Annotated in this window: 26 protein-coding genes, 1 tRNA gene and 1 pseudogene; 13 read left to right on the top strand and 15 right to left on the bottom strand. The window is 57.1% G+C overall.

Going from position 1 to position 24598, the window contains the following annotated elements; genetic code table 11:
• Positions 1-61: 61 nt before the first annotated feature.
• The 3 genes from PJU76_RS09115 to PJU76_RS09105 all read left to right on the top strand — a co-directional run bounded on the left by PJU76_RS09115 (position 62) and on the right by PJU76_RS09105 (position 3212).
• Entirely contained in the window at positions 62-1825 is a 1764-nt protein-coding gene (locus PJU76_RS09115) for an ABC transporter ATP-binding protein/permease (RefSeq protein ID WP_271779267.1), read from the top strand.
• A 68-nt stretch (positions 1826-1893) separates the two neighbouring features.
• A complete protein-coding gene (locus tag PJU76_RS09110; protein WP_215850347.1) occupies positions 1894-2469 on the top strand; it encodes a thioredoxin family protein in 576 nt (191 codons plus the stop codon).
• A complete protein-coding gene (locus tag PJU76_RS09105; protein WP_271779266.1) occupies positions 2466-3212 on the top strand; it encodes an SDR family NAD(P)-dependent oxidoreductase in 747 nt (248 codons plus the stop codon). The genes PJU76_RS09110 and PJU76_RS09105 overlap by 4 nt, the downstream gene beginning before the upstream one ends.
• Before the next feature lie 75 nt (positions 3213-3287).
• Here PJU76_RS09105 and PJU76_RS09100 read toward each other — a convergent pair whose 3' ends face one another.
• The 6 genes from PJU76_RS09100 to PJU76_RS09075 all read right to left on the bottom strand — a co-directional run bounded on the left by PJU76_RS09100 (position 3288) and on the right by PJU76_RS09075 (position 11281).
• Complete coding sequence (locus PJU76_RS09100; protein ID WP_064219370.1) at positions 3288-3506, bottom strand: hypothetical protein; 219 nt, start codon at positions 3504-3506, stop codon at positions 3288-3290.
• Between the two features lie 246 nt (positions 3507-3752).
• Complete coding sequence (gene lspA, locus PJU76_RS09095) at positions 3753-4211, bottom strand: signal peptidase II (protein WP_064219350.1); 459 nt, start codon at positions 4209-4211, stop codon at positions 3753-3755.
• Positions 4211-7024: an isoleucine--tRNA ligase gene (ileS, locus tag PJU76_RS09090; protein WP_271779265.1), complete on the bottom strand. Its 2814-nt coding sequence runs from the start codon at positions 7022-7024 to the stop codon at positions 4211-4213. Before ileS ends, lspA (PJU76_RS09095) begins: the two co-directional genes overlap by 1 nt.
• A 2-nt stretch (positions 7025-7026) precedes the next feature.
• Entirely contained in the window at positions 7027-7965 is a 939-nt protein-coding gene (locus PJU76_RS09085; RefSeq protein ID WP_271779264.1) for a bifunctional riboflavin kinase/FAD synthetase, read from the bottom strand.
• 260 nt (positions 7966-8225) lie between these two features.
• Positions 8226-9779 carry a murein biosynthesis integral membrane protein MurJ gene (murJ, locus tag PJU76_RS09080; RefSeq protein WP_271779263.1) on the bottom strand — a complete coding sequence of 518 codons (1554 nt, stop codon included), beginning with the start codon at positions 9777-9779 and terminating at the stop codon, positions 8226-8228.
• A gap of 167 nt (positions 9780-9946) precedes the next feature.
• Complete coding sequence (locus PJU76_RS09075; RefSeq protein ID WP_271781007.1) at positions 9947-11281, bottom strand: TolC family outer membrane protein; 1335 nt, start codon at positions 11279-11281, stop codon at positions 9947-9949.
• A gap of 164 nt (positions 11282-11445) precedes the next feature.
• On the opposite strand from PJU76_RS09075, the gene pabB reads away from it, so the two are divergent.
• The 3 genes from pabB (at position 11446) to PJU76_RS09060 (ending at position 13976) form a co-directional block, all read left to right on the top strand.
• The gene (gene pabB, locus PJU76_RS09070; RefSeq protein WP_271779262.1) at positions 11446-12834 is read left to right on the top strand and encodes an aminodeoxychorismate synthase component I; all 1389 of its coding nucleotides are present in this window, start codon (positions 11446-11448) and stop codon (positions 12832-12834) included.
• Between the two features lie 67 nt (positions 12835-12901).
• Positions 12902-13888, top strand: a complete 987-nt coding sequence (locus tag PJU76_RS09065) for a lysylphosphatidylglycerol synthase transmembrane domain-containing protein (RefSeq protein ID WP_271779261.1) — start codon at positions 12902-12904, stop codon at positions 13886-13888.
• A gap of 12 nt (positions 13889-13900) precedes the next feature.
• Positions 13901-13976 (top strand) — tRNA-Thr (locus PJU76_RS09060).
• Between the two features lie 20 nt (positions 13977-13996).
• Here PJU76_RS09060 and PJU76_RS09055 read toward each other — a convergent pair.
• The 4 genes from PJU76_RS09055 to PJU76_RS09040 all read right to left on the bottom strand — a co-directional run bounded on the left by PJU76_RS09055 (position 13997) and on the right by PJU76_RS09040 (position 15956).
• On the bottom strand, positions 13997-14347 hold the full coding sequence (locus PJU76_RS09055) for a tyrosine-type recombinase/integrase (RefSeq protein WP_271779260.1): 351 nt from the start codon (positions 14345-14347) through the stop codon (positions 13997-13999).
• The gene (locus PJU76_RS09050) at positions 14323-14463 is read right to left on the bottom strand and encodes a hypothetical protein (protein WP_271781036.1); all 141 of its coding nucleotides are present in this window, start codon (positions 14461-14463) and stop codon (positions 14323-14325) included. Before PJU76_RS09050 ends, PJU76_RS09055 begins: the two co-directional genes overlap by 25 nt.
• Positions 14464-14604: 141 nt before the next feature.
• Positions 14605-15270 carry a Pr6Pr family membrane protein gene (locus tag PJU76_RS09045; protein WP_271779259.1) on the bottom strand — a complete coding sequence of 222 codons (666 nt, stop codon included), beginning with the start codon at positions 15268-15270 and terminating at the stop codon, positions 14605-14607.
• Between the two features lie 80 nt (positions 15271-15350).
• A complete protein-coding gene (locus tag PJU76_RS09040; protein WP_271779258.1) occupies positions 15351-15956 on the bottom strand; it encodes a hypothetical protein in 606 nt (201 codons plus the stop codon).
• A 449-nt stretch (positions 15957-16405) separates the two neighbouring features.
• Here PJU76_RS09040 and PJU76_RS09035 point away from each other — a divergent pair, with 449 nt between their 5' ends.
• From PJU76_RS09035 to PJU76_RS09025, 3 genes are read left to right on the top strand one after another with little or no spacing between them, the layout of a single operon-like run.
• Complete coding sequence (locus tag PJU76_RS09035) at positions 16406-16621, top strand: site-specific integrase (RefSeq protein ID WP_271779257.1); 216 nt, start codon at positions 16406-16408, stop codon at positions 16619-16621.
• Positions 16622-16669: 48 nt separating this feature from the next.
• Entirely contained in the window at positions 16670-16906 is a 237-nt protein-coding gene (locus PJU76_RS09030; protein WP_271779256.1) for a DUF4160 domain-containing protein, read from the top strand.
• Positions 16903-17352, top strand: coding sequence for a DUF2442 domain-containing protein (locus PJU76_RS09025; RefSeq protein ID WP_271779255.1), 450 nt, complete (start codon positions 16903-16905; stop codon positions 17350-17352). Before PJU76_RS09030 ends, PJU76_RS09025 begins: the two co-directional genes overlap by 4 nt.
• A gap of 47 nt (positions 17353-17399) precedes the next feature.
• Here the strand turns inward: PJU76_RS09025 and PJU76_RS09020 are convergent, their stop codons facing one another.
• Positions 17400-18614: an ISAzo13 family transposase gene (locus tag PJU76_RS09020; RefSeq protein ID WP_271779254.1), complete on the bottom strand. Its 1215-nt coding sequence runs from the start codon at positions 18612-18614 to the stop codon at positions 17400-17402.
• Positions 18615-18877: 263 nt separating this feature from the next.
• Here PJU76_RS09020 and PJU76_RS09015 point away from each other — a divergent pair, with 263 nt between their 5' ends.
• The 3 genes and pseudogenes from PJU76_RS09015 to PJU76_RS09010 all read left to right on the top strand — a co-directional run.
• A complete protein-coding gene (locus tag PJU76_RS09015) occupies positions 18878-19189 on the top strand; it encodes a BrnT family toxin (RefSeq protein WP_271779253.1) in 312 nt (103 codons plus the stop codon).
• Positions 19158-19442 carry a BrnA antitoxin family protein gene (locus tag PJU76_RS13750; RefSeq protein WP_408629734.1) on the top strand — a complete coding sequence of 95 codons (285 nt, stop codon included), beginning with the start codon at positions 19158-19160 and terminating at the stop codon, positions 19440-19442. The genes PJU76_RS09015 and PJU76_RS13750 overlap by 32 nt, the downstream gene beginning before the upstream one ends.
• A gap of 541 nt (positions 19443-19983) precedes the next feature.
• A pseudogene (locus tag PJU76_RS09010) lies at positions 19984-20199 on the top strand (IS3 family transposase); the annotation flags it as partial.
• A gap of 353 nt (positions 20200-20552) precedes the next feature.
• Here the strand turns inward: PJU76_RS09010 and PJU76_RS09005 are convergent.
• The 4 genes from PJU76_RS09005 to PJU76_RS08990 all read right to left on the bottom strand — a co-directional run bounded on the left by PJU76_RS09005 (position 20553) and on the right by PJU76_RS08990 (position 22537).
• Positions 20553-20867: a HigA family addiction module antitoxin gene (locus PJU76_RS09005; RefSeq protein WP_271779252.1), complete on the bottom strand. Its 315-nt coding sequence runs from the start codon at positions 20865-20867 to the stop codon at positions 20553-20555.
• A gap of 15 nt (positions 20868-20882) precedes the next feature.
• Positions 20883-21161, bottom strand: coding sequence for a type II toxin-antitoxin system RelE/ParE family toxin (locus PJU76_RS09000; RefSeq protein WP_271779251.1), 279 nt, complete (start codon positions 21159-21161; stop codon positions 20883-20885).
• 382 nt (positions 21162-21543) lie between these two features.
• Complete coding sequence (lspA, locus tag PJU76_RS08995; RefSeq protein WP_271779250.1) at positions 21544-22017, bottom strand: signal peptidase II; 474 nt, start codon at positions 22015-22017, stop codon at positions 21544-21546.
• A gap of 121 nt (positions 22018-22138) precedes the next feature.
• Positions 22139-22537 carry a GFA family protein gene (locus PJU76_RS08990; protein WP_271781006.1) on the bottom strand — a complete coding sequence of 133 codons (399 nt, stop codon included), beginning with the start codon at positions 22535-22537 and terminating at the stop codon, positions 22139-22141.
• Positions 22538-23344: 807 nt separating this feature from the next.
• On the opposite strand from PJU76_RS08990, the gene PJU76_RS08985 reads away from it, so the two are divergent.
• Positions 23345-24595, top strand: a complete 1251-nt coding sequence (locus PJU76_RS08985; protein WP_271779249.1) for an NAD(P)/FAD-dependent oxidoreductase — start codon at positions 23345-23347, stop codon at positions 24593-24595.
• Positions 24596-24598: the final 3 nt, after the last annotated feature.

The raw sequence follows: 24598 nt of genomic DNA, 5'->3' as shown, positions 1-24598 counted from the left end.
GATCGCGGCGGATGAGGAGCGTATGCGTGGATGTTGAACAGATATTCTTCAGAGGCCGTGCATGAAGCAATTTAACGGCGCATTTTTCCGTGACCTATGGCAGATGACCAAGCCTTATTGGTGGCACTCCGAGGAGCGCTGGATGGCACGCGGGGTGTTTGCCTGCATTATCCTGCTCAACCTGTTCATGGTCTTTATTTCCTACCGTATCACCGAATGGTATGCGGTGTTCTGGAATGCCCTGCAGCGCTTTGCGGTGAATGCCGCCTGGCACCAGATGCTGATTTTTCTCGGGCTGGCCACGTTATATATTGTCGCCGCAGTTTCCCAGACCTTTTTTACCCAGATGCTGGAGATTCGCTGGCGGCGTTGGCTGACGAAGCATTATCTGGATGCCTGGCTGGCCAAAAGTACCTTCTATCACATGCAGGTACTGGGTGATGGCACCGACAATCCGGATCAGCGTATCAGCGAGGATCTGGCCAGTTTCACCGGGCAGACGCTGAATATTGTGATAGGTTTGCTCAGTTCCGTCACGACCCTTGCCGCCTTTGTGTTCATGCTCTGGAACTTGTCGGCCATGATTACCATTCCCTGGCAGGGCAGTCTTTATACGATTCCGGGCTATCTGGTCTGGGCAGCGCTCATTTATTCCATCTTCGGCACCATTCTGGCCGCGCTTATTGGGCGGCCGCTCATCAGTCTGAACTTCAACCAGGAGCGCTTTCAGGCGGATTTCCGTTTCAGTATGATGCGCTTGCGTGAAAACAGCGAGAGTATCGCGCTGTATGGCGGCGAGACCGAAGAGCACCATCACTTCTTACAGCGCTTTGCCAATGTATATGCTAACTATTGGCGGATTATCTGGCGCTCCATGCGCCTGAACTGGTGGGTATCAGGGTATGGTCAGGCCGCCATTATTTTTCCAATCTTGGTGAGTCTGCCAGCCTATTTTGTGAATAGGGCGATTGGTATCGGTGGGTTACAGCAGATTGCTGCGGCTTTTGGTCAGGTGCAAGGCGCGTTGTCCTTCATCGTCAGCAGTTACAGCAGCCTCGCCAACTGGCATGCGGTGGTCGATCGGTTGCGTTTTTTTGAGCGGTCTATGGATGAGGTGCGGATCATCCGTGAAACCCATTACCAGATTGAACGCAAAGACGGCCCGCGACTGCTCGTGAAAGATCTCAACGTGCGCCTGCCCGATGGCCGGGAGTTGATTCATCGTTTGGATATGGATGTGCAGCGTGGGCAGCGTTTGCTGATCATGGGCCCATCCGGCAGCGGAAAAAGCACGCTGGTACGTGCTTTGGCGGGTATTTGGCCCTTTGGCGAAGGGGTCGTGCAAATGCCCCAGGGCGACCATCCTCTCTTCTTGCCGCAGAAACCCTACCTGCCATTGGGTACTTTGCGTGATGTGCTGGTGTATCCCTTCGGAGTGCCGGGGGTCAGCGATGTCCAGTTGCAACAAGTGCTCCATCTGGTCGCTATGGATGCACTGGTCGACAAGTTGGAAGATGCTCGTTTGTGGGCCCATGTATTGTCTTTGGGTGAACAGCAGCGCTTGGCCTTTGCCCGCATTCTGTTACAGAAGCCCCAGTGGGTGTTTTTGGACGAAGCCAGTTCCGCACTGGATGAACCAGCAGAGGATGCGCTCTACCATATGCTCGTCGAGGCGCTGCCAGAAACCGCCATCATCAGCGTGGGTCACCGCTCCAGTCTGTTGCGGCATCATCAGTATTGTTTGCGTCTGCAAGGAGACGGGCGTTGGCACCTGGAGACCGTTGTTCATCCCGTCTCTGGAGGACAAGAGCCGGTACCGATCTGATGCTGGCAGCCGGAAAGAACACCTTGTTTTACTCTTATCCATCCTGCTGGTTTTAAAGGAGATGAAATATGGCCATGACCGCAAAAGATTTGCCGGTTGGTGGGGCAATGCCCGAATTCTGCCTGCCCATCGGGGGTCAGACAGGACAATGGTGCAGCACGCAGGCGCGGGGCAAGCCTTTGCTGGTGCTTTTTATCTGTAATCACTGTCCCTATGTAATCCATATCAGTAAGCGTTTAGGCGAGTTGACGACGCAATGGCAGCAGCAGGGCGTGCAGGTGGTGGGTATCAACAGCAACGATGCCGTAACTTATCCCGACGATGCTTCGGAAAAAATGCCTGCAGAGGCCCGACGCGCCGGGTATTCCTTCCCTTATTTGTTTGATGGAGAGCAAAGTGTAGCCAAGGCTTTTAATGCGGTGTGCACGCCTGATCTGTTCCTTTTTGATGCGGCGGGCGCGCTGTTTTATCACGGCCAGTTTGATGCGAGTCGTCCCAAGAATGATTTGCCGGTGACGGGTGAAGATTTGGCGGCGGCGGTTGCGGCGGTGTTGGCGGGGGCCGAGCCGCCAGCTAAAGTGCTGCCCAGCGTTGGTTGCAGTATCAAATGGCGGCCGGGTAACGAGCCGGAGGACTGGGTATGAGTGCGCAGGGTCTTTGCGCCGTGGTGACCGGTGCCTCTTCCGGCATCGGGACGGCTGCGGCGCGTGCGCTGGCAGCACAGGGATACCGGGTGATTCTTGGTGCCCGGCGCTTGGAGCGTTTGCAGGCGCTGGCGACCGAGTTGGGAGGGGAAGCCGTTTTTCTGGACGTAAGCGATGCGGCTAGTGTGGCTGAATTTGCGGCTCAGCTACCATCCGGAGTCGATGTGCTGGTCAATAATGCGGGTGGTGCGCTGGGGCTGGAATTCCTTGCGGACTTAAATGAGGCCCATTGGCAGGAAATGTGGCAGAGCAATGTTCTCGGCCTTGCGCGCATGAGTAAAGCGCTCTATCCCCATCTGCTGAAAGCATTTTCCGGAGTTGGTCACGTGGTGAATATCGGTAGTGTCGCTGCCCACGAAACCTATGCCGGTGGTGGTGGTTATACGGCCTGTAAACATGCCGTAAAAGCGCTTACGGAGACTATGCGCGCGGAATGGCTGGGTCAGCCTCTGCGGGTGACGGAAATTGATCCTGGTCTGGTGGAGACGGAATTTAGTCTCGTGCGCTTCGACGGCGACGCAGAGCGGGCCGCCAGCGTCTATGCCGGCATGAAACCTTTGGTGGCTGCAGATATTGCCGACGCCATCTTATGGGCGGTGACGCGGCCTGCGTATGTGAATATTGACGAAATTATCATTAAGCCACGGGATCAGGCACGGGTAGGAATGGTGCATCGGCGTTGATGCCGGTTTGCTCCGGATGGAGGGGCTACGTTGGCTTCTCAAGAAGAACCACCTGTGCAGCCCATTCAATGACGATCAGTGAAAAATGGCGTGCAATAAACCAGTGGCCGACTGTTGCTTTTTTGCGACAAGGTGGGTGGGGTTATGGCTTTGACGCTGCCGACGTAGACGCAGCAAGCGCTTTTGCAGCTCACGTTTGATGCGTTGCCGCTCGTGGCCCGCCATGAACGATGCGTAGCTAGGGAAGCTGCGTACCCGGCGTAAGGCGGCCAGAAGATTCGCGGTGCTGTCCATATTAGTCTCCGTTGCTTTGCTCTGATGAATATAAGAGCTATAAGCAATAACCATGCCAAAAAAATAAGTCATTATAATTATGGGGTAAGTGTTTTCCGGCAGATCAGCCGAGGGGAGTTTGTCACATTTAAACGACAATGCTTCGTCGCGCTGCTGCTGCAGTGGAGATTGGTCTAATAACAGGGCTGCTTTTTGCTACTTTGGTTGGCGTCGCAAAAAGCCCCCAGGCCCCGCAGCGGTTTTACATCAATGGCGTCGGAAAGCGTCGAGGACCAGTATCACGGCACCGATGGAAATGGCACTGTCGGCGATGTTGAAGTAGGGCCAGTAGAGGCTACCCCAGTGGGCGCCAATAAAATCGACCACATAGCCCAGGCGGATGCGGTCAATCAGGTTGCCGACTGCGCCGCCGAGAATCAGTGCAAGGGATATGGCGGTCCAGGTGGAGCCGGGCTTGAGCCGTCGCAGGATGGCGACGATGACCGCGACCACGAGCAGGGCGATGCCGATGAGCAGCCAGCGTTGCCAGCCGCCAGCTCCCGCCAGGAAGCTGAAAGCGGCACCGGTATTGTGGATCAGGCGGAAATTGAGCAGGCCCGGAATGATGATAATACCTTGTCCCACTCGCCAGATGTGGCTCAACCAGAGCTTGACGCCTTGATCCAGCAGAATGACCCCGAGCGATAACCATAAATAACGCAGCATCAGCAGAACTCCCGTGTTTCACCGGGTAAGGCGAGATTTTCGACACAGCGGTCGCAAATATCCGGATGCTCGGGATGACGACCCATGTCCGGGCGACGATGCCAGCAGCGCGCGCACTTTTGGGCGTCACTGGGCCGGACCTGAATGGCGATGCCGGGGATGATATCGCTGCATCCTTCCGGACGTTCTCCATAGGGGTGCAGGGCGCACGCGGAACTCAGCAGGAAAAAGCGCAGTTCCTCGCCGAGTGGTGCAAGAAACTCATGCCAGTCGCTGTTGGCGTAAAGGGCGATTTCGGCATCCAGACCCGAGCCAATCTTTTTTTCCTGACGCAGGGGTTCCAGCGTGGCATTGACGGCGTCCCGCAACCGATTGAGCCGCTCCCAACGTACATCCAGTGCTTTACTGTCGGCAGCTAGTGTAATTTTCGGATATTGCGCAAAGAACACGCTGGGGGACGAGCGATTGCCCATCTCGTTCCAGATTTCTTCAGCGGTGAAGCTCAGGATGGGGGCCATCCACACCACCATGGCTTCGAGCATCTGCCAGAGTACCGTCTGCGCCGAGCGCCGCGCCCGCGAGGCGGCGGGCGTGGTGTAGAGACGATCCTTGAGTACATCCAGATAGAGCCCGCCAAGATCCACTGAGCAGAAGTGATGCAGGCGCTGCTGGACGCGGAGGAATTGATACTCGCTATAGGCCGCGCGGATTTCCTCCTGCAGGAGCGCGGTGTGGGATAGCATCCAGCGGTCCATTTCCAGCAGTTCCGCTGTGGGCAGAGCGTCCGTGGCCGGATTAAAGTCGTGGGTGTTGCCCAGCATATAGCGGGCCGTATTGCGGATGCGCCGGTAGCTGTCGCCCAGTTGCTTGAGGATGGTGTCGGAGATGGGGATCTCGCTGCGGTAGTCTTCCGAGGCCACCCAGAGGCGCAGTATGTCCGCGCCGTAGCGGTCGATGATCGTCTGCGGAGCTATGACATTGCCCACGGATTTGCTCATCTTCCGACCTTCGCCGTCGACGGTGAAGCCGTGGGTAAGCACCGCTTTGTAGGGTGCCCGTCCGCGGCTGGCGACGGACTCCAGCAGGGAGGATTGGAACCAGCCGCGATGCTGATCGGAGCCTTCCAGATAAAGATCCGCGGGACTGTGCAGTTCGGGGCGTCGCTCCAGTACAAAGGCGTGGGTGGAGCCGGAGTCGAACCAGACGTCGAGAATGTCCGTGACCTTATGGAAATGCTCATGGCCGCAGTTACCGCAGTGGGCATCTGCGGCCAGAAAATCGCTGTCCGGCTGGTTGAACCAGGCATCGACCCCGCCCGTCTCCACCGCCTGGGCGACACGCTCAAAAGTGTCGGTATCGCGCAGGGGTTCGCCGCACTGGGCACAGGAGAAGAGTGCGACGGGTACGCCCCAGGCCCGTTGCCGGGAGATGCACCAGTCCGGACGCTGGTTGACCATGCCAGCGATGCGGTCTTTGCCCCAGTCGGGAATCCAACGGGTGGCGTCGATGGCCTCGATAGCTTTCTCGCGCAGGTCATTGGCGCTCATGCTGATGAACCACTGGGGTGTGGCGCGGAAGAGCAGGGGGGTCTTGTGGCGCCAGCAATGGGGATAACTGTGGCGGATTTTTTCAAAGTGGAGCAGGGCGTTGCGCTCGCGCAGCAGGGCCGGCACTCGTTCATTGGCTTCCTGCACGGTGATACCTCCCAGACCCAGGGGCAGACCCTCTTTGAAGCGGCCGTTGCCGAGTAAGGGGCTGTCTACGGGCAGGTGATAGCGCCGGGCCGCTTCGTAGTCATCCACGCCGTGGGCGGGGGCGGTATGTACGCAGCCGGTACCCGCCTCCAGGGTGACATGCTGACCGAGAATGACCGGCACTTCGCGATCCAGGAAGGGATGCCTGAGTTGGAGACCTTCCAGCACCGCACCGGCGAACTCCGCCAGTACTTCTGCTTCCGGGTGGCCATAGCGGGCGAGGGTGCTTTCTGCCAGATCCGCGGCGAGGATCAGATGTTGCTTGTCGGCGCGCAGCAATACGTAAGTATATTCCGGGTGCAGGGCGACCGCCTGATTGGCGGGCAGGGTCCATGGTGTGGTTGTCCAGATCACCACGCTGGCCTCTGCAGGTTCAGCGAGGCCAAGGCGTTGGCTCAGGTTGGCGGCGTCGGCGACGACGAAGGCGACGTCGATGGAAGGATCGCTGCGATCCTGATATTCCACTTCCGCCTCTGCCAGGGCGCTGCCGCAATCCACACACCAGTGTACCGGCTTGGCACCGCGTACCACCTGGCCCTTCACCGTCAAGCGACCGAGTTCCCGCAGAATGTTAGCTTCGGCCGTGAAGTGCATGGTCAGATAGGGTTTCTCCCAATCCCCGATAATACCGAGGCGCTCGAAGCCCTGACGTTGCCCGGCAATCTGGCTTTCCGCATAAGCACGGCAGGCATTGCGGAAGGCCTGGGCGCTGACTTTTTCGCCGGGACGTCCCAACTCTTTTTCTACCTGAATCTCAATAGGCAGCCCGTGGCAGTCCCAGCCCGGCACATAAGGTACCCGGAAACCCTCACTCAGCTTGCTCTTGTTGATTATGTCCTTGAGTACTTTGTTGACCGCATGGCCGATATGAATATTGCCGTTGGCGTAAGGTGGACCATCATGCAGGATGAATGCCGGACTTTCGGCACGCGCTTTTTGCAGCGTTCCGTAGAGGTTATGCTCCTGCCAGCGGGCCAAGGTCGCGGGTTCGCGCTCCGGCAGTTTTCCCTGCATGGGGAATTCGGTTTTGGGAAGGTTAAGGGTCTGCTTATAGTCCATGATTATTCAGGGTCCTGGGGATGTTCGGCGAAAAAGTTTCGGGTGTTCACGACGTCATTGTCGATGGCGGCCTTAAGGGTGTCGAGGTCAGCATATTTCTCCTCGTCCCGCAGCTTGTGGTGCAGTTCTACGGAAACCTGCTGTCCATAGAGATCGGGGCTGTCCGCATCCAGGCAGTGGGCCTCCAGTACCATCTGCTTACCGCCGACGGTGGGGCGCAGGCCGATACTGATGGCAGCGACCCAGTTTCCTTGTGGGCTCAACAGACGTCCGGCAAAGATACCTTTGACCGGCACCGGCCGGCGATTCAAGGGGATGTTGGCGGTGGGAAAGCCCAGTTCCTGACCCAGATGGTCGCCATGTACGACGCGGCCGCAGAGGGCGTAGGGACGCCCCAGCCAGGCCGCTGCCTGTGACAATTTGCCCGTCTGCAAAAAGACGCGGATACCGGTGCTGCTCACCCGTTCACCGTCGAGCAGAAAAGGGGGCTGTTCTTTCACCAAAAAGCCATACTCCCGCCCGAAGCGGCGGAGCATGTCCAGATCACCGCGCCGTCCAGCCCCAAAGCGGAAGTCGTGGCCGACGCTCAGCAGTCCGCAGCGCAATCGTTTGACCAGTATCTGAGTAATGAAATCTTCAGCGGACAGGTTGGCCAATGCCTGATTAAAAGGCAGGCAAGTGATGTTCTGTACCTTGTTTTGGAGGAGCGCTACCACCTTCTCGCGCAGGCTGCTGAGGCGCGGTGGCGCGTCCGTACCGCGAAAAAACTCTCGGGGGAGGGGCTCGAAAGTGAGGACCGCCGTCGGTAGCCCGCTTTCCTGCAGAGTCCCCAGTAATGCCTGATGGCCGCGATGCACCCCATCGAAATTACCGATGCTGACCGCCTGGGTTGCATCGGCGGTATGGGTAATACGGTGATGGAGCGAGGGGAAGGGGTGCATGCGCCTCAGTGAATCCGGGTTTGCCAAAAATGCCGTCATCTTAGCGTAAAAATGTGGATTACCCTAGATTGCACCAGGGTCCGAACGAGTGTGGCTTTAAAGAGCGCGAGCGGCAGGGTATGCCATCGCCCCTCACCGCTTTTCTCCCGCGCCGGAAAGCGCCCAGTCGGGCTGGTGCTCCGTGCAGGGTAAAGACCCTGATTTGACCGGGTCGTTGGATGGCGAAGACGGTATCGCCATGTCCGTGTAGTCCGTCGGAATCAGGCACGAGGCGACCTCTGCCGATACCAGTCGCGCAGTTCGTGAATGCCCAGCCACCAGGCACCCGCCAGATACAATGTGGCGGCGAGGAGTGTCAGGCTCAGCACGCGCAACAGCCGCTCCCAGAGGGACAGTGATAACCAAAGTGCTGTGTTGCCGCGCAAAAGCAATAAGACCATGCCTAGAACCATCGCTAATCCGGTGGATTTCAGCAGAAGCATCGGCCAGCCGGGTTGCGGCTGATACAGTCCGTCGCGACGCAAACGACGCCAGAGTAAAAAGGCGTTGACCAGCGCGGCGCAGCTCGTCGCGATGGCTAAGCCCAGTTGTTGCAGTGGCCACGCCAGGATAAGGCTGATACCCATGTTGACCGCGACACTGATCATCCCGAAACGCATCGGCGTGCGGGTATTCTGATGGGCATAAAAGGCAGGTGCGAGCACTCGTGCGGCAATGATCGGCAAGATGCCGAGCCCGTAGCCAATCAGACTGAGGGTACTTTGCCAAGCATCCTCAGCCGTATAGGCCCCATAACGAAACAGGCTGATCAGTAAAGGTTGGGCCAGGATGAGCAGACCGACGGTGGCGGGCAGCCCGATGAGCCATGTGAGGCGCAAGGCCCAGTCCAGGGTTTTGGGGAATTGCGGCGAGCGCTCTGCCGCCTGTCGTGAGAGCAGCGGAAGCACTACTGTCCCCAGCGCCACTCCGAAGACGCCCAGGGGAAACTCCACCAGACGATCAGAGTAATACAGATAAGACACCACATTTGCCCCCACCAAGGAAGCGAGAATAGTGTTCAGAAACAGATTGATCTGTGCTACCGATGCCCCGAATGCCGCCGGTCCCATGAGTCGCAGCACTTTGCCCACGCCGGGATCACGGCGCCGTAAGCGTGGCCGGTGCAGATGCCCGACCTGTCTGAGGGTGGGCAGTTGAAACAGCAACTGCAGCACCCCGCCGATGAAAACTCCCCAGGCCACGGCTATAGCGGGTTGTTGAAGGTGCGGCGCCCAGAAGACCGCCGCTGCGATAATGCTCAGATTCAAAAAGACCGGTGTAAAGGCGGGTACCGTAAAACGTCCGTAGGTGTTCAGCACACCACCGGCCAGTGCCACCAGAGAGATGAAAAAGAGGTAGGGAAAGGTGATGCGCAGCAGCTCTACGGTGAGGTGAAATTTGTCCGGGCTGTCCGCAAAACCGGGGGCGATGGCATAGACAACGGCACTGGCCCCCAGTATCCCCACGATGGTGACGACTGCCAGGGTGAGGGTCAGCCAGCCTGCTACGTCCGCGACAAAGGCTCGGGTTTCCTCGACGGAGCGGGTGGCCCGATACTCCCCCAGCACTGGGACGAATGACTGGGAGAAGGCGCCTTCACCGAAGAGACGTCGGAATAAATTCGGGATACGGAAGGCGACAAAAAACGCATCGGCTATTGCGCCAGCACCGAAGAGCCTCGCCAGAATCACGTCGCGAGCAAAGCCCAACAGGCGTGACAGCATGGTATTGCTGCCTATTTTGAGCACGCTGCGCAGGGGGGGGGGGCTGCTCATGGCGAGGTAACCGTCAGGTGGGGAGGGTTCATCGTTGGATGATGGCACGCGGCTGAGGGTGCGCCAAGAGCACGCGCAGTATGTCGACAAGTAATGTAGCCATTTTATAGGGTGGCCTGGCGTCTTCTTGGCAGTGGCCACGCGCCATAGTCCACCAAGTTGGTGGACTATGGGTTTGCGCTATTGTCCAGCAAGGCATTGACGGCTTCGAGATCCGCCATATTGATTTGACCAGAGGCAGCCTTAAGCTGTACCCGCGCTATTATCTGATTATAGAACGCCACATTGTAGTTCTGCTCGGCGCGGATGTAATCCGTGGCCGTCTGCAGCAGGTCGATGATGGAGCGGGTACCCACCTCATAGCCTTTGCGCGTGCCTTCCAGGGAAACTTTGGCCGAGGCGGCGGTTTCCTTGGCGGCGCGTAATTGTGCCACGCTGTCCTTGAGGTTGAGGAAGGCGGTCTGGGTATTGAGCGTGACTTCATCGCGGACACTGGCGACGTGATCAACACCGGCGATGGTCTGCGCCTGCGCCTGTTGTACGGAGGCAGAGGTGTGTCCGCCCTGATAGAAGGGTACGGAGAGGTTGAGACTCACCCCGGCCTGATTCATGGCCATGCCGGGGAAGGGGCTACCCAGGGAGTGTTGTGCGATACCCTGAAGATTCACCACCGGCCAGCGCGCACGGCGGTTATATTCGACTTGGTCATGCGCGGTTTGCAACTGCGCTTCCGCCTGACGCATCAGCGGTTGATCTTTGACGGCACTCTGTACCCAACGGGTCATATCGTCGGGCTGGGGACCCATGGCCTCGTAATGCCCCAGGTTGTCGAGCATGCCAATGGGATGATGGGTGAGTCGTTGCAGGCGGCGCTGGGCAATAGCGACCCCGTTGCGGGCCTTGATGAGATCGGCTTTGGCGGCATCAAGGCGGGCTTGTGCCTCACGTACGGCAATGATGTCCCCGGTGCCGATTTTCAGGGTGGCGTCTGTCTGTTTGTAAATACTTTCGAGCAGCGATTTCTGTTTTTCGGCGACGTGTTTCTGGGCCTGGGCCTCCAGTACGCCGAAGTAGGCCTGAGCCACCTTCAAAGCCAGTTGTTGCTCGGTATAAGTGAGAGCTGCGGCGCTGGCCTGAATCTCGGTGTCGGCTTGCTTAAGTGCTGTCCATGCCTGACCATCAAAAACGGATTGGGTAATGTTGACGCTATAGTTGTCGGACAGGTAAGCGCGATTGATGGGTCCAGCTCCAAAGCCGGTGATGTCGGCGGTGTTAAAGCCAACACCAGCACCGGCGCCCACATGGGGGAGCAGGGCGGAGCGGGCGAGGGGTTTGTCCTGCATCTGAGCCGACAGTTCGGCGCGGGCCTGCGCCAGTATCGGATCTGTCTGGTAGGCCTGCTGATAGGCCTCAACGAGGCTTTCCGCCCCGGCGGGCGTCGCGCCCAGAATCAATACCGCCATGAGAAGCGAAAGACGTGGGGGAAGACGATCTGCGCGCATGGGAATGACCCTATCGTGACGGTAAGGCCACAAGATACTGACCGCTCGGTCAGTCGTCAAGGAAGAATCCCGCGGTGATGTGCCCCAAGCGGCATCCGGGAATGGGCAAAATCACGCTTCTCCCTTATGCTGATGCTCCCGTTTCAGTGGACGCCGCTCTGCTTATGTCTCACTCTGTACTGACCCAATGTGTGGTGCCTTATCCTGAGAATGTCGTCACGGTGTTTGCGCCACTCGCCTCAACGCCCTGGTCTTTCTTTCTGGATAGTAGCGCGACGGCGTCCCCGCAGGGGCGTTACAGCATGCTGGTGACGGCACCGCGCCAGCGTCTGTGGCAAGAGGCGGGGCGGCTTTGGATTGCCGATGGGGATGGCCCCGCGCGGCGCTCGGCGCTTTCGCTCTGGGAGGCGTTGCGCGAGTCGGTGACGAGGCTCCCCAATGCCGCTTCTCTGCCCGCAGAATTACCGTTCGCAGGCGGGGCGCTGGGTTATCTGGCCTATGATTTCGGGCTGGCGGGGCAGGGTATTCCGCAGCCTCCTACACAGTCTCTTTCTGAAGCGGCCTTCGGTATCTATGATACGGCGCTGCTGGTCGACCATCATGGGCGTAAGGCCTGGCTTTGTGCGCCCGAAGACCGGATGGCGCAGGCACTCGCGGAGTGGCAGCCACGCCTGGCTCGCGCGACGGTATATTCCCCCGATCCATCTTTCCAGGTGCAGGGGCCGGTGCAGCCGCTTTGGAATCGCAGCGACTATGCCGCAGCTTTTGGCCGGGTGCAGGACTATATCCGGGCGGGTGACTGCTATCAGGTGAATCTGGCCCAACCTTTCGCCGTCCCGCACGCAGGATCGCCATGGTCGCTTTACCAGCGACTGCGGACGGTCAATCCGGCGCCTTTTTCGGCATATTTGTCCCTGCCCCAGGGCGCGGTGCTGAGTTTTTCCCCGGAACGGTTGCTGCGGGTTCAAAAAGATCGTTTGCAGGTCCGACCCATCAAAGGGACACGTCCGCGCCTGGAGGATCGGCAGGAAGACCAGCGGATGGCACAGGCTCTTTTGGCCAGTCCCAAGGATCGCGCCGAGAACGTGATGATCGTCGATCTGTTGCGCAACGATCTGGGGCGGGTGGCAGCGACGGGCTCGGTGCAGGTGCCGCAACTCTGCGCGCTCGAATCTTACGTCCACGTTCATCATCTGGTCAGCGTGGTGGAGGCGCGCTTAGCACCGGGACAGGATGCATTGAGTGCGTTGGAGGCCTGCTTTCCGGGGGGGTCCATTACCGGGGCTCCCAAACGCCGCGCCATGGAAATCATCGCGGAGTTGGAAGTCGGCGCGCGCGGCCTGTATTGCGGAAGTATTGGTTATCTGGATCAGCGCGGCCGCCTGGATATGAATATTGCCATTCGCAGTATGACGGCGGTTCAGGGTGATCTGCGCTTCTGGGCGGGGGGCGGCATCGTCGCGGATTCTGATCCGGATGCGGAGTATCAGGAGACGCTGGATAAGGTGGCCATATTTCATCGCGAGCTTGCAGCATTGGCGGGAGGGGAATGATGGCGTTTGTCATGGTGGCCCCATCTGGCATAGAGTCGCTGCCAGTCTTGACCGCAAGAAACTGAATATGTCCGAAGAAAACAAAAAACGTCATACCCATTGGCAATTGTTGCTGCAGATCGTCTTTACGGTCGGCATTCTGTTTTGGCTCCTGCATAACACCGACTGGCAGGATCTTGGTCAGCGTTTTGCGGGGCTCCGCCCGTTGTGGTTTGTCGCGGCCGTGTTGTCCTACGCCATGAATCTGTCGGTGTCTGCCATACGCTGGCGCATTATTCTCATGGCGATGGAGCGCTCCGCGCCCATGCTCTGGCTGCTGCGGCTGAACTGGGTGGGCGCCTATTTCAATCAAGTACTACCGGGTTCCGTGTCCGGTGACGTGATCCGTGCCTGGTACACCCGCCATCAGATCCACTCCATGCCGCTGGCGCTGGCCGCAGTATTCGGAGACCGCTTCATGGGTTTGGGGGCGCTCATCGCCATCGCTGCCGTGGCCTTTGTGCTGGGCGGTGCGCGGGTGGGATTGTTGCCGCAGATGGGCTGGACGATCGGGATTCTGGTCTTTGCCTACGTCCTGATTGTATTTTTGATTCTGAGCCCATTGCTCAACGTTCTGGAAAAATTTGCGGGTAGGCTGGGTGAAAAGCTGCACGACATTCGTCTGGGAATGGCGGCGCTGCTGCGTCATCGTCTGGCCCTCGGGGGCACGATTGTGCTCTCCTTTGTGGTACAATTTTTTTCCATCCTGACTTTCTGGCTGCTCGCCCGTGCCTTGGGTGAAGCCCCCGACGCCGTGGCGGTCTGGGTGGTCTGGCCGGTGATCAGCCTTTTTCTGGCCTTGCCCATCTCTTTCGCGGGCTGGGGACTGCGTGAGGGGTTGATGGTGTTTTACCTGTCTTACCTGCACATGGGGCATGAACAGGCACTGGCGCTCTCACTTTTGCTGGGCTTCACCGTCGTGCTGACCAGTCTGCCGGGTGCGCTGCTCTGGATTGGGCTGCATCGCCACCATCAGGCGCCGCCGGATTTGAAAAAACCGCCCGCCTCGCGTTAAACTGCGCGTCTTGCTGGCGTAGCTCAGACGGTAGAGCTACTGATTTGTAATCAGTGGGTCATCGGTTCGATTCCGGTCGCCAGCACCAAATAAAACAACAGGTTAAGTTTATTTCCCATCCACCTTATTTTTCTGTGTGACGAATTTGTGCCACAGTTCCGAACCGACTGAAGGGCCACATTCTCCACGAAGCCCAAGTGTGTCGAAGATCGTGCCAACGGAACCAGGCTGAATGTCGGCCCTGCTCAGCGCCTTGTACCACGCCTTTGTGGTTACGTCGGTGACCGGATGCCCATCATACGTGAACACGTACTTAGGATTTTGGCCCAATCGACGACGAAGCACGGTAATAGCGACGCTACCCAGGGGCACACCGATGGCCTTCCGTGATTTCGCCTGATCTGGATAGATCCATGCCAGCTTTTTCGACATATCTATTTGTGACCGCTGCAGCTCCATAACATTACGCCGGCGAAGGCCGGTCGCTTGCGAAGAACCACCTTACCATGAGCATCCACCTCATGTACCTGAAACACGTTCTTCGCCAGACCCATACCGATGGTCTTGATTTCCATTTGAGCTACTCCTGCTGTCTGCATGGTCGATGGAATCCCCACTATGGCATATCCGTGCCGTCATGGGTGGGGGGCGTCCATTCCGTTGCTTCTCGTCTAGCTTGGGCGCGGAGCGGATGTTTGTGGGCCAATTACGCCGTGTCACTGGAGGTCATCCCCGCCCTCATTCTGCGACCGCCGCTCTTGGGGAAGTGAACGACGGGGCTTCCGCACTGCAAAGCTGGAGGTGGCGCTTCCCTTGAATCGTCCCACGGCAACCAGAATCAGCGCAAGCGCGACAAAACCCATCAACACCTCCAGGGCATTCGCCAAGGCTTGCCCGTAGCCCAGTTCAGCCGCATTGATGAACTGATAGGGGTAAACACCGGACAGGGCGCCGCGCGTCATTGCATACATAAAATAGAAGACCGGGTAGAGCATCCAGGCGAAAACACTCGTCCAGCGCGCATTCGCTTTCGGGATGGCAACCCACCAGTAGACCAGGAAGAGCGACGGCATGACATAATGGAGAAGCATATCGGCCACGAGTTGGAGCCCTTCCGGATGCCATAGATGTTGCAGGAGCAGGGCGTAGGCGATACCCACCAGGGCGATGCTTGCCGCAATACCTGTATTCACTCCCGGCCGCGTAAAGAATTCGGCAACGCTGGACCGTACCCGCAGCAAAGAGGCGGTCAGCGCCAACGCCACCAGAAAGTTCGTCAGGATGGTGAAGAAACTGAAATAGATGACCAGCCCGCCAAACACGCCCTTACCATGCGCGATGGACAATTGCAGGGACAGGTAGAACTGTAGCGCGAGGGCCATCCAGCCAAGTCCTGCGGACGTGGCCACGAACGGTTTGAACCGGTGTCCACGTGTCACGCCCACCTGCGAAGGAGACCCGTTCAATGTCGCATCCCCTGCAGACCATCCACGAGTACCCTATCCGCCAAATCCACACGGATAAAACCCAGCCGGGGATATTCCATATCCATGATGGTGAACAAGGTAATAGAGGGTGCCGCGGCAAAGAGAATAGTCTGTAGCCAGGATATCTTGGGACTGGAGGCCATGCCGTAGCCCGCGAGCAGGGCGGCTATCAGCGCCACGCCGAATAATAGGATGAATATGACCAGGGGCGGGTGGGTACGCGCAGCAACCAGTCGCGTTGTAGTTATGTCGAATGTCGCATTGAGCGCCGATGCCGTCAGACTGATAATGGCCGCGTTATTCGTGGTAAGGGCGGCCTGCAATTTGATGTTCTGCAGATAAGCCGAATGTGCGGCTGAGGATACCACCGGGGCCTTGTAGGTATCCAGCCATGCCTGTAAATACTCCCGAAATAATGAACGCAAGGGCGCTTGGGCGGACTTGGGCAGCAGGTCCGGGCGCAGATAGACGGTGCCCCTCCTTCTCTGTCGTTGGCCGAGATGATAACCAAAATATATGGAAACAATGAGAAGAACAAAAAGGGGCACGGAAAACATCCATATTTTCATTGCGGTAATCATCCCTATCCCCTCAACTCCATATGGCTTCCTGGTTGTCGACCAGTCCGACTCGGAAAGCTTCCTTTAAGACAAGCATGATGTGTGACTTTGCGATCTTATATGCGCATTGGTCGAACTCTGGTCGCTGGGAATAATACCATGAATGGCCGGTTGGGTCGGATGATGTCACTTTCTTTCCGCTGCTGAATGACCGCAAACAGTCTGATACCGCCCTTTCCGGCAGTGATGAGAGAATGACCCTCTACTTCGCCTTATATGGCGAGATTGTGTCATGCAAGCCAAAGACCGTTCAACCGCTCCGTCCTCCGCACTCTGGAATAAGGACAAGATCGCCGGCCAAAAACGCCCTTTCAAGTTGCAAAAGGTCTGGGCTATCCGGATTCGTCTGCAGTTGGCGTCCGGAACCCGTGACCTCGCGCTTTTTGACCTCGCCATCGACAGTAAGCTGCGTGGCTGCGATTTGGTGGCTCTCCATCGATCTGGATCCTGCCGAGTATGGCACCCACACCCTGCGCCGCACCAAGGCGACGCTGATCTACAAGCGCACCAAGAATCTCCGGGCGGTTCAGCTCTTGTTGGAACACACCAAGCTCGAAAGCACCGTCCGCTACTTGGGCATTGAAGTGGACGACGCCCTGGAGATCGCGGAACAAATGGAGGTATAGGCAGGACCATGCCTTGAGATAGTGCAATAGAGGCCCTATCCTGAGCCTATGATGACGTATCCCCCGGTGGATGATTGGCGCGTGCGCATCAATGGTCGAGAGCCCCATCCGTTGCCTCACGTCCACGTCCAATTCCGGGATGGATCACGGGTATCCTTGGCCATCGAAATCGGGGAGTTGCTCTCAGGCTTTGTGACACCACGGAAGCGATTGGTTCCCGTGCGCGCTTGGATAGCGGCGCGTCGGGAGACGTTGCTGGCGGAATACCGGAGGCTGAACCCATGAACCATGCACCACAAATTCGCAAAGCCGAGATCACCGGGCCATTCCAGGTCACCATCGAATGGTCGACTGGAGAGACCTTTGTGACAGACCTGAGCAGCACCACTGGTCCCAAGCGGGAAGGAGACCCCTTTGCCGCTTTCCACGATCCGGCGATTTTTGCGCAGGCCCAAAGCGATGACTGGGGAGATGGCCTGAGTTGGCCGGGCGGGCTGGACCTGGGAGCAGACCAACTGTACAACCTGGGTCGCCAGCAGGCAGGCCTGCCCACGCGCGAGGACTTCGCCGTATGGATGGAGCGAAACCGGCTCAGTCTGAATCAGGCCGCCCAGGCTATCGGTATGACCCGCCGCATGATTGCCTACTATAAAAGTGGGGCTAGACCCATACCGAAGACGGTTTGGCTGGCCTGCATCGGCTACGAATCCTTGCAACACGAGGCCGCATGATCCAACGCGGAATGGGCGGTCATGCAGCCTAAGGAGTCGTTAATAAATTACGTGCATTTTCTTTTCGGTGAGATGACGTAATTCCACTCTCCATGGAAATCATCGCGATCAAGCTGAATGGCAGCGAATTCAGCGTCAGTGACCTTGATTCCCTTCGGGTAGGGTGTGGGGTCAATGGCGGCACGTACTTTCAACCCTTTGCTCGTGGTGGTGGCAGCGATCAAATTGACAATGACCTCGTGACTCACCAAAGGCCGCCCCCGCCAATTCATGCTGATATAGGAAAACAAGCGGTGCTCAATCTTGTTCCATTTGCTCGTGCCCGGCGGGAAGTGGCATACTCGGATCGGTAGATTCAAATCGTCCGCAAGTCCTTGTAACTCCAGCTTCCAGAGACGCACCCGCGATCCGTTGCTGCCGCCACCGTCGGCCATGATCATCAGCTCCTTGGCGGCGGGGTAAAGGGGTTGACCCATGCCCAACCACCAGCGCCGGATAGTCGCTACCGCAAAACTTGCCGTATCATGATCAGTGCCTACGCTTACCCAGCCCGCGTTCTGGGCGAGATCGTAAACCCCGTAGGGATTAGCTCGCCCCAGTTCTGCATCCACGAAGTCGTGCACCTGAACCGCCTCCGGTTCTCCCTGTGGCCGCCACTCCTGACCGGCATTTTTGTAGTTGCCGACCAGCTCTTTTTTCTTGGTGTCCACCGAAATCACGGGTTGTCCAGCATCCAATGCCTGCTGCGTCTTTTCCTGAATATACTGAAATTGCGCATCCCGATCCGGGTGGTCAGTGCCTTCCAGAGTCTTTCGATTGCCTTGCAGGCTGTATCCCAACTCCTTGAGCAGAATACCCACGGAAACATGGCTAATACGATGCCCTTGTTCGCCCAGTTCATGTGCCAATTGCTTGAGGCTCTTGCACGTCCAGCGCAGGGGTGACTGGGGATCGCCCCGTGCCGCAGGATCCACCAAACGCTCCAACGCGGCCAGTAAGTCTGGATCACGATCTACCAGTTTTTTGCGCCCACCACCGGGCCGACGAACCCGGCCTTTGGGGAGTGTATTCTCTGGATCCTTGAGTTCCTTGAGACCCGCCAGAATGGAACCTCGCGCGACCCCCGTCGCCTCGCTAACCCGTTTGACGCCACCATGGCCTAGCACCTTCGCCTCTACCGCCGCATGCAGTCGTCTTTGCCGCTCATCCAGTATCCCTTCGAGCGCTCGGTGTCGAGCTGCTATCAGTGCGTCTGCTTCCATGCCGCAAGGCTATGCCTGCCGCATAAAAAGTGCAAGTTATTTACTAATGGATCCTAAGCAGCCGTCCAGCGGCTTGACCATCGTGTTCTCAAAACTCGTCACCATGACTGGAAACCGTAGGCTGCCTACTGAGAATAATGTTCGAGAATTGCAACCTATTGATTTACTGTGCGGCAATGATCATCATTTGAAGCCTCTCGAAAACGGCCGTTGCGAGATGGGCATGTCATGCGATGCCGTTTTGTGACAGGCGCGTGACCCATGTGCAGATTGTGCGTACAATAAAAGCAATGGAAATCACCTACGACCCGGCAAAAAATGCCCACAACATTCAAGAGCGCGGCCTCAGTTTTGATCGAGCGGTAGATTTTGACTTCCACACCGCGCTCTATCGCGTGGACGACCGCCACGAGTATGGCGAGACCCGGATCCGGGCTATGGGGAAATTAGATGGTCGCTTATATGCGCTGGTCTTTGTGGAACAGACCGCCGGTATTCGAGTGATTAGTTTTCGGAAAGCGAATCGCAGGGAGATCAAGCGTTATGAAAGCAGCAGACATTCATCGGGAGTCTGAGAACGGCAATCCAGAATGCAATCCAGAATGGACGACGGAGGATTTTGCCAGTGCCCATTCGTTTAGCTCTCTGCCAGGTTCTTTGCAGGCCAAGCTATCTACGCGAGGGCCGCAGAAGGCTCCAGTCAAGGAGCGCGTTACCATGCGGCTCTCACCAGAGGTTGTTGCCCGCTTCCGGGCATCAGGTCCAGGTTGGCAGAGCCGCATTGATGCAGCGCTGAAGGAATGGTTGGAGATACACCATAGGGTGTAACAGTGCGTAGCTGAAAGTATGGGGTTTGTGGAAACTGAAACCAAGTGTTCAGAACACGTTTGCTTTACGGACAACAAAATATACGGTACAGCAAGGCCAGGCAAGAGCAGCGGAGATAACTCCAAGCACGCTGCGACAGCTGGGTATGAGGTTTATGACCATGATTAATGGGCCGTATGAGCGGACCAACTTCCACACCTGCAGCCGACGTCAAAGCCTTATCCGCCTTCTAATTACCTCTTGGACCTGCTGTCCTGGAAGGCGAGGCATCGTCAGTTGCCGTGACTGCAGCTGAAATAGTTGAAACAAACGGTTGCGCAGGTTCATTGATTTCAACGTGATATCTTTCCGCCGCACCCAGGTCTACGAACGATTGGTGGTGTAAATATACCGAGCCATAGCCAGAAGTGATGGCACATATCACTAGATAAGCAACACTATTTTGTTTCATAATTAATCCCTTCATAAAGTTAATGTGCAATTTTAGTCTGGCCTCTTGTGAACGCGGGCCAGTGTTTTAGGGCTTGGAATGGGTCCTGCCTGGTACAACCATGAGCATCATCACAGCCGCATTCGCTTCGTTACCCCGGCACAGTGTCACCGGGGCGAGGATCACGCGCTGCTGGCGAAACGTCATGCCCTCTATGAGGCGGCCAAGGCGAGAAATCCTGCGCGCTGGTCAGGTGGCACACGCAATTGGACACCCGTCGGAGCGGTAGATCTGAACCCGCAGCGGCAGGATAAAAAGGCCGCTTAAAAAATGGGAGACGCGACAACTTATGTCTTGATCCCGGCCCGTAAAAGGGTTGGAATCCTCTGGTTGATCCCCGGAGAAGAGCAAGGAAGACTGGGCTAGACAACTTAGCGCATAGAGTCTGTAAGGTAGATAAGTCCCCTTGCTTACCTTTGCCACCCCCCGTTCGGACGGTATCCGAGGTCTGCATTACACATGAGCCTGCACAGATAAGGATGAACCAGCATTGTCCGTAGATCGCCGTTTTCCATGAAGATGAAGGAAGCTGCCCAATGACTACTCCCACTACCTATGTCGGCATTGACATCGCCAAGGCCAAGTTTGATGCCGCACCCCCTATTCTTCTGTCTGGTGTGTCAGGCTACCTGAATGCGGTTGATGGGGGCATGCCGAACGTGGGGTGCCTCCGCTTGACGGGCTTGCCACAGATCGTAGGCCGCTTGTTGGGCGATCCAGACGTCGGCGCGGCCACCGTTCTCTATGCCGAGCCAGCCTTCCAGGCGCAGGGCCATTTCTGGTGAAATGGAGGCATGTCCATTCAGCACGCGAGACAAGGTGGGGCGTGTTACACCTAGTTGATCTGCTGCCTCGGTAACGGTCAAACTCAAAGCGGGCAAGATGTCGTCTCGCAGCAGGAGACCAGGGTGGGGTGGATTGTGCATTGGGCTCATAGCGTTCATCCGGGTTCAGTGATAGTCCATATAATCTACCAGGATGGCGTCGCCATCCTCGAAAGCAAAAACCAATCTCCAGTTCCCGCTGACCCACACTGCGAAGTGTCCTTGCAGAGTTCCGTGAAGTGGGTGCAGTTTCCATCCCGGTACATTCATGTCGTCTGGGGTTTTGGCGGCATCCAGGCGGGCCAGTTGCCGTGTGATCTTAGCGGCATGGTCCGGTTGAATCCCAGACTTGCTACCCGATTCATAGAAAGCTTGCAGGCCCTTGTGGCGGAAACTTTTGATCATGCCTGATTGTGTCGTGTAACGACACGAATATCAAGACCTGTCGGATATTAGGCAATTTGTATCATTGTGTCCCATCTTGCGCCCCCAATGAGAAGCCCAACAGATTGTATTTCCAGAGTTTGTCATAATAGGCCCACACAAGACAAAACAATGAAATTCCCACTCCCAGCCCCGGCAAGTACAAGGCAACTCTAGCCTATTCATACGTCCGCTGCCAGATACCGCCCTCTTAATGCGATAGTGCATTTCCTACGGATGGACCATACCTATGCCAGCGCCAGCCCCGTCGCTCCTCAGCATCACGCTGCTGCGTGAGGAGCAGGTAGTTTTGCTCTACATCCGAGTTTTCCTTGTCGAGCGCCGAAGTGGAACATAAGACGTTTCATGATTCCCGTCGATCTCTGCCTATGCCAATTGCGATGAAAACTGTGCCACAGGTAATCAAGACGTCGGCAACATTAAACGAATATGGGTTGTTGATTCCGCAGCAACTCATATTGAGGTAATCCACCACCGCACCATAGATTATTACGCGATCGAAGGCGTTGCTAAGCGCACCGCCGACGACGGCACCGGTCGCCAGCGGCAGGATCCAGCCGCGCTTGTTGCGCACCCATGCTGTCAGTCCCAGTGAGACAGCGATGGGGAACACAACAAGCAACCAGCGGCCGCCATAGTTGCTCAGGAGGCCGAAATCGATGCCGGTATTCCAGGCCATCACTAAATTGAAATAGGGCGGCCACACATGGATAGTGTGCACCGACGGTAAATCGAGCCAATGAATAATGACGACTTCGGAAAACAGGTCGAGGCTGAGGGCGATAAGTGCTGATACGGCCATCCGCAGCATGGGCATAGATAAAACTTCTCCTTTTGAACGGAGTTCTCAGCAGGTTTTAAGTGGGAATGAAACGATATGCATCAATTTGCCTTGCTGCCGCATATATAATCATAGTCAGAACCCTTAAACTTATCATCTATCCTGGTTCCCGTTGGAACTTCGGAAGATCGGGATTCATGAAATCCCAATGTGCCGCGCTGGAAGTGAATATATCAACGCTTGGATTGAACAGTGAAGGATCGTCTAGCGTGCCAGCACGTAGACCTATGAGGCCAAGATACCTCTCCGATTTTGCGAATAATTGAGAGCCACATTTAGGGCAGAATCCGCGACTAACTTTCTTACTGCTGTCAGCTATTGATTCGTAGTATTTGGCTTCCCCGGATATTTTTACGGAATCCTCTGGCATGAATATCGCTGGCGTAAATGCTCCGCCAGATGTTCTCTGGCAATCGCGGCAGTGGCAGTTCCCCAAGAAAACCGCATCCCCTGTGGCCTCATATCGAACATCTCCACAGAGGCATCCACCATGCATTTTGTTTGTCATAAGCTAGTATCCCATTAATTGTTTGTTGGAGAGACCTTTTACATCAAATCGTCTGGTAGAATTCTGTCCGTCTATCGGTAATATACTGATTCTCCTGATCCAGGCCAAGCGGTCTGGCGTGTCATGATCAGGCTAAAAGTTGCGGCTGATCAATCTGATTCTGCCGCACCCCCGTGCATTTTTCTCGAAAGCACCCAAGGTAAAGCTGTCCTCCGCTTCTCGCGTGGGGATCCCTGCGGGGACATCGTCTCCTGCAGCTATGCGGAAATACTGTGCATGCTGTTACAAGGCCTCCCGCCAAAGGGAACGGTAAGCGGCATCGTCATCCTGCCGCAATTTCCCGAATGAAGGGTGTGCAGATCATGTCGTTGCCCTTATCTGACAGGTTGGGTGCCAGCATCGTCACTCGCCTTCCCAATAGTTGAGGGATTGACTCTCACAACACACAGGGCAGCGCTAACCGCCCATTCACGGAGTTACACTCCCCCATGCGTCCGCCAGAATTCCATTGGGGTGATTATAGAATATCGATCAGCCAACGCCAGAAGAAGGTCTTTGTCTCCCGTGATGAGGTAGCCAGCACCAGACGTCTTGAGAGCGGCCAGCAGAGTGTGCAGCACCGGTTGATCCTTGTCGTCGCGCAAGTGCCTTGACCCTGACGGCAGGCCACTGCAATATCAAAGGCAACCCATAGAAACGCCATGTCTCAGTGTCCCATACTGACGGTTATATCTATAACCGACCCGACAAAAAATGGCGCTCGGAATGGGCGCATAAACTGTTTCTGGAGTGCTTATGGCAGCGCATGGCGAAGTGGCGGTTCTGGGGGCAGGTATTGTTGGGGTCTCCATTGCCTTGCAACTGCAGTTACGGGGTCGTTCCATCATTCTCCTGGATCAACAAGGGCCCGGAGAGGGAACGTCCTTCGGCAATGCCGGCCTGATTCAGCGCGAGGCGGTTATGCCGCACCCCTTCCCCCGTGCCCTCGCGACGTTGCTCAGCTATGCCCGTAATCAGTCGACCGAGGCTTACTACCGGGGGACAATGTTGCCGCGTCTGGCCATTCCCTTCATGCAGTACTGGTATAACTCCCAGGAAGATCGTCATCGGATGATTGCCCGGCATTATGCCGCACTGATTACCCACTGTTTGGATGACCACCTGGCTCTGGCCGGCGCGGCTGGGGTGATTGACCTGCTCCGTCCCGGTGGCTGGTTGCAGGTGCATGAAGAGCCCGAGTCTCTGGATCATGCTTTGAAAGAGGCGGCATTTAAGGCCGAAAATTTTGCGGTGGCCTACGATGCACTCGACAGCGCTCAGGTGGCGGCGATGGAGTGCAGTCTGCGCCCCGGATTGGCCGGTGGCATCCACTGGACCCAGCCGCTGGCCGTCGTTGATCCCCATGCGCTCACGCGCGCGTACCTGAACTATTTTACCAGGATGGGTGGCGAATTCCGCACCAGCGCCGTGCAGGGTGTGGAGCGCAGTTCGACGGGATGGCGCATCGCTACGGTGCATGAACCGGTCGACGCCGCCGAGGTGGTGGTGGCTTTGGGCGCCTGGTCGCCGGATGTGACTCGGCCTTTGGGCTACCACCCGCCGCTCTTTGCAAAAAGGGGCTATCACATGCACTACGCGCAGCCGGAGGCCACACCACTTTGTCACCCGGTGCTCGATGCCGACCAGGGCTATGTATTGGCGCCGATGCAGCGCGGTATCCGCCTGACGACCGGAGCGGAGTTTGCGCATAGGGATGCTCCGCCATCGGTTATTCCGCTCACCCGCGCGGAGGCGCAGGCACGTCGCTTATTGCCTGCCCTGGGCAAGCGTCTGGACGCCGATCCCTGGATGGGGGTACGCCCCTGCACGCCGGATATGCTGCCGATCATCGGTCGGGCGCCGGGGCATCCTGGGGTCTGGTATGCCTTTGGTCATTGTCATCAAGGCTTGACCCTGGGACCCACCACCGGGCGCCTGCTGGCTGAAATGATGGCGGGTGAAACGCCGTTTACCGATCCCGCACCCTATCGCCCGGGGCGCTTCTGAGCG

It is taken from the genome of Acidithiobacillus ferriphilus, from assembly GCF_028215975.1.
GTDB classification, from domain to species: Bacteria; Pseudomonadota; Gammaproteobacteria; order Acidithiobacillales; family Acidithiobacillaceae; genus Acidithiobacillus; species Acidithiobacillus ferriphilus.
The sequence above is the reverse complement of the archived record's forward strand: the minus strand, read 5'-3'. Positions and strand labels throughout refer to the sequence as shown.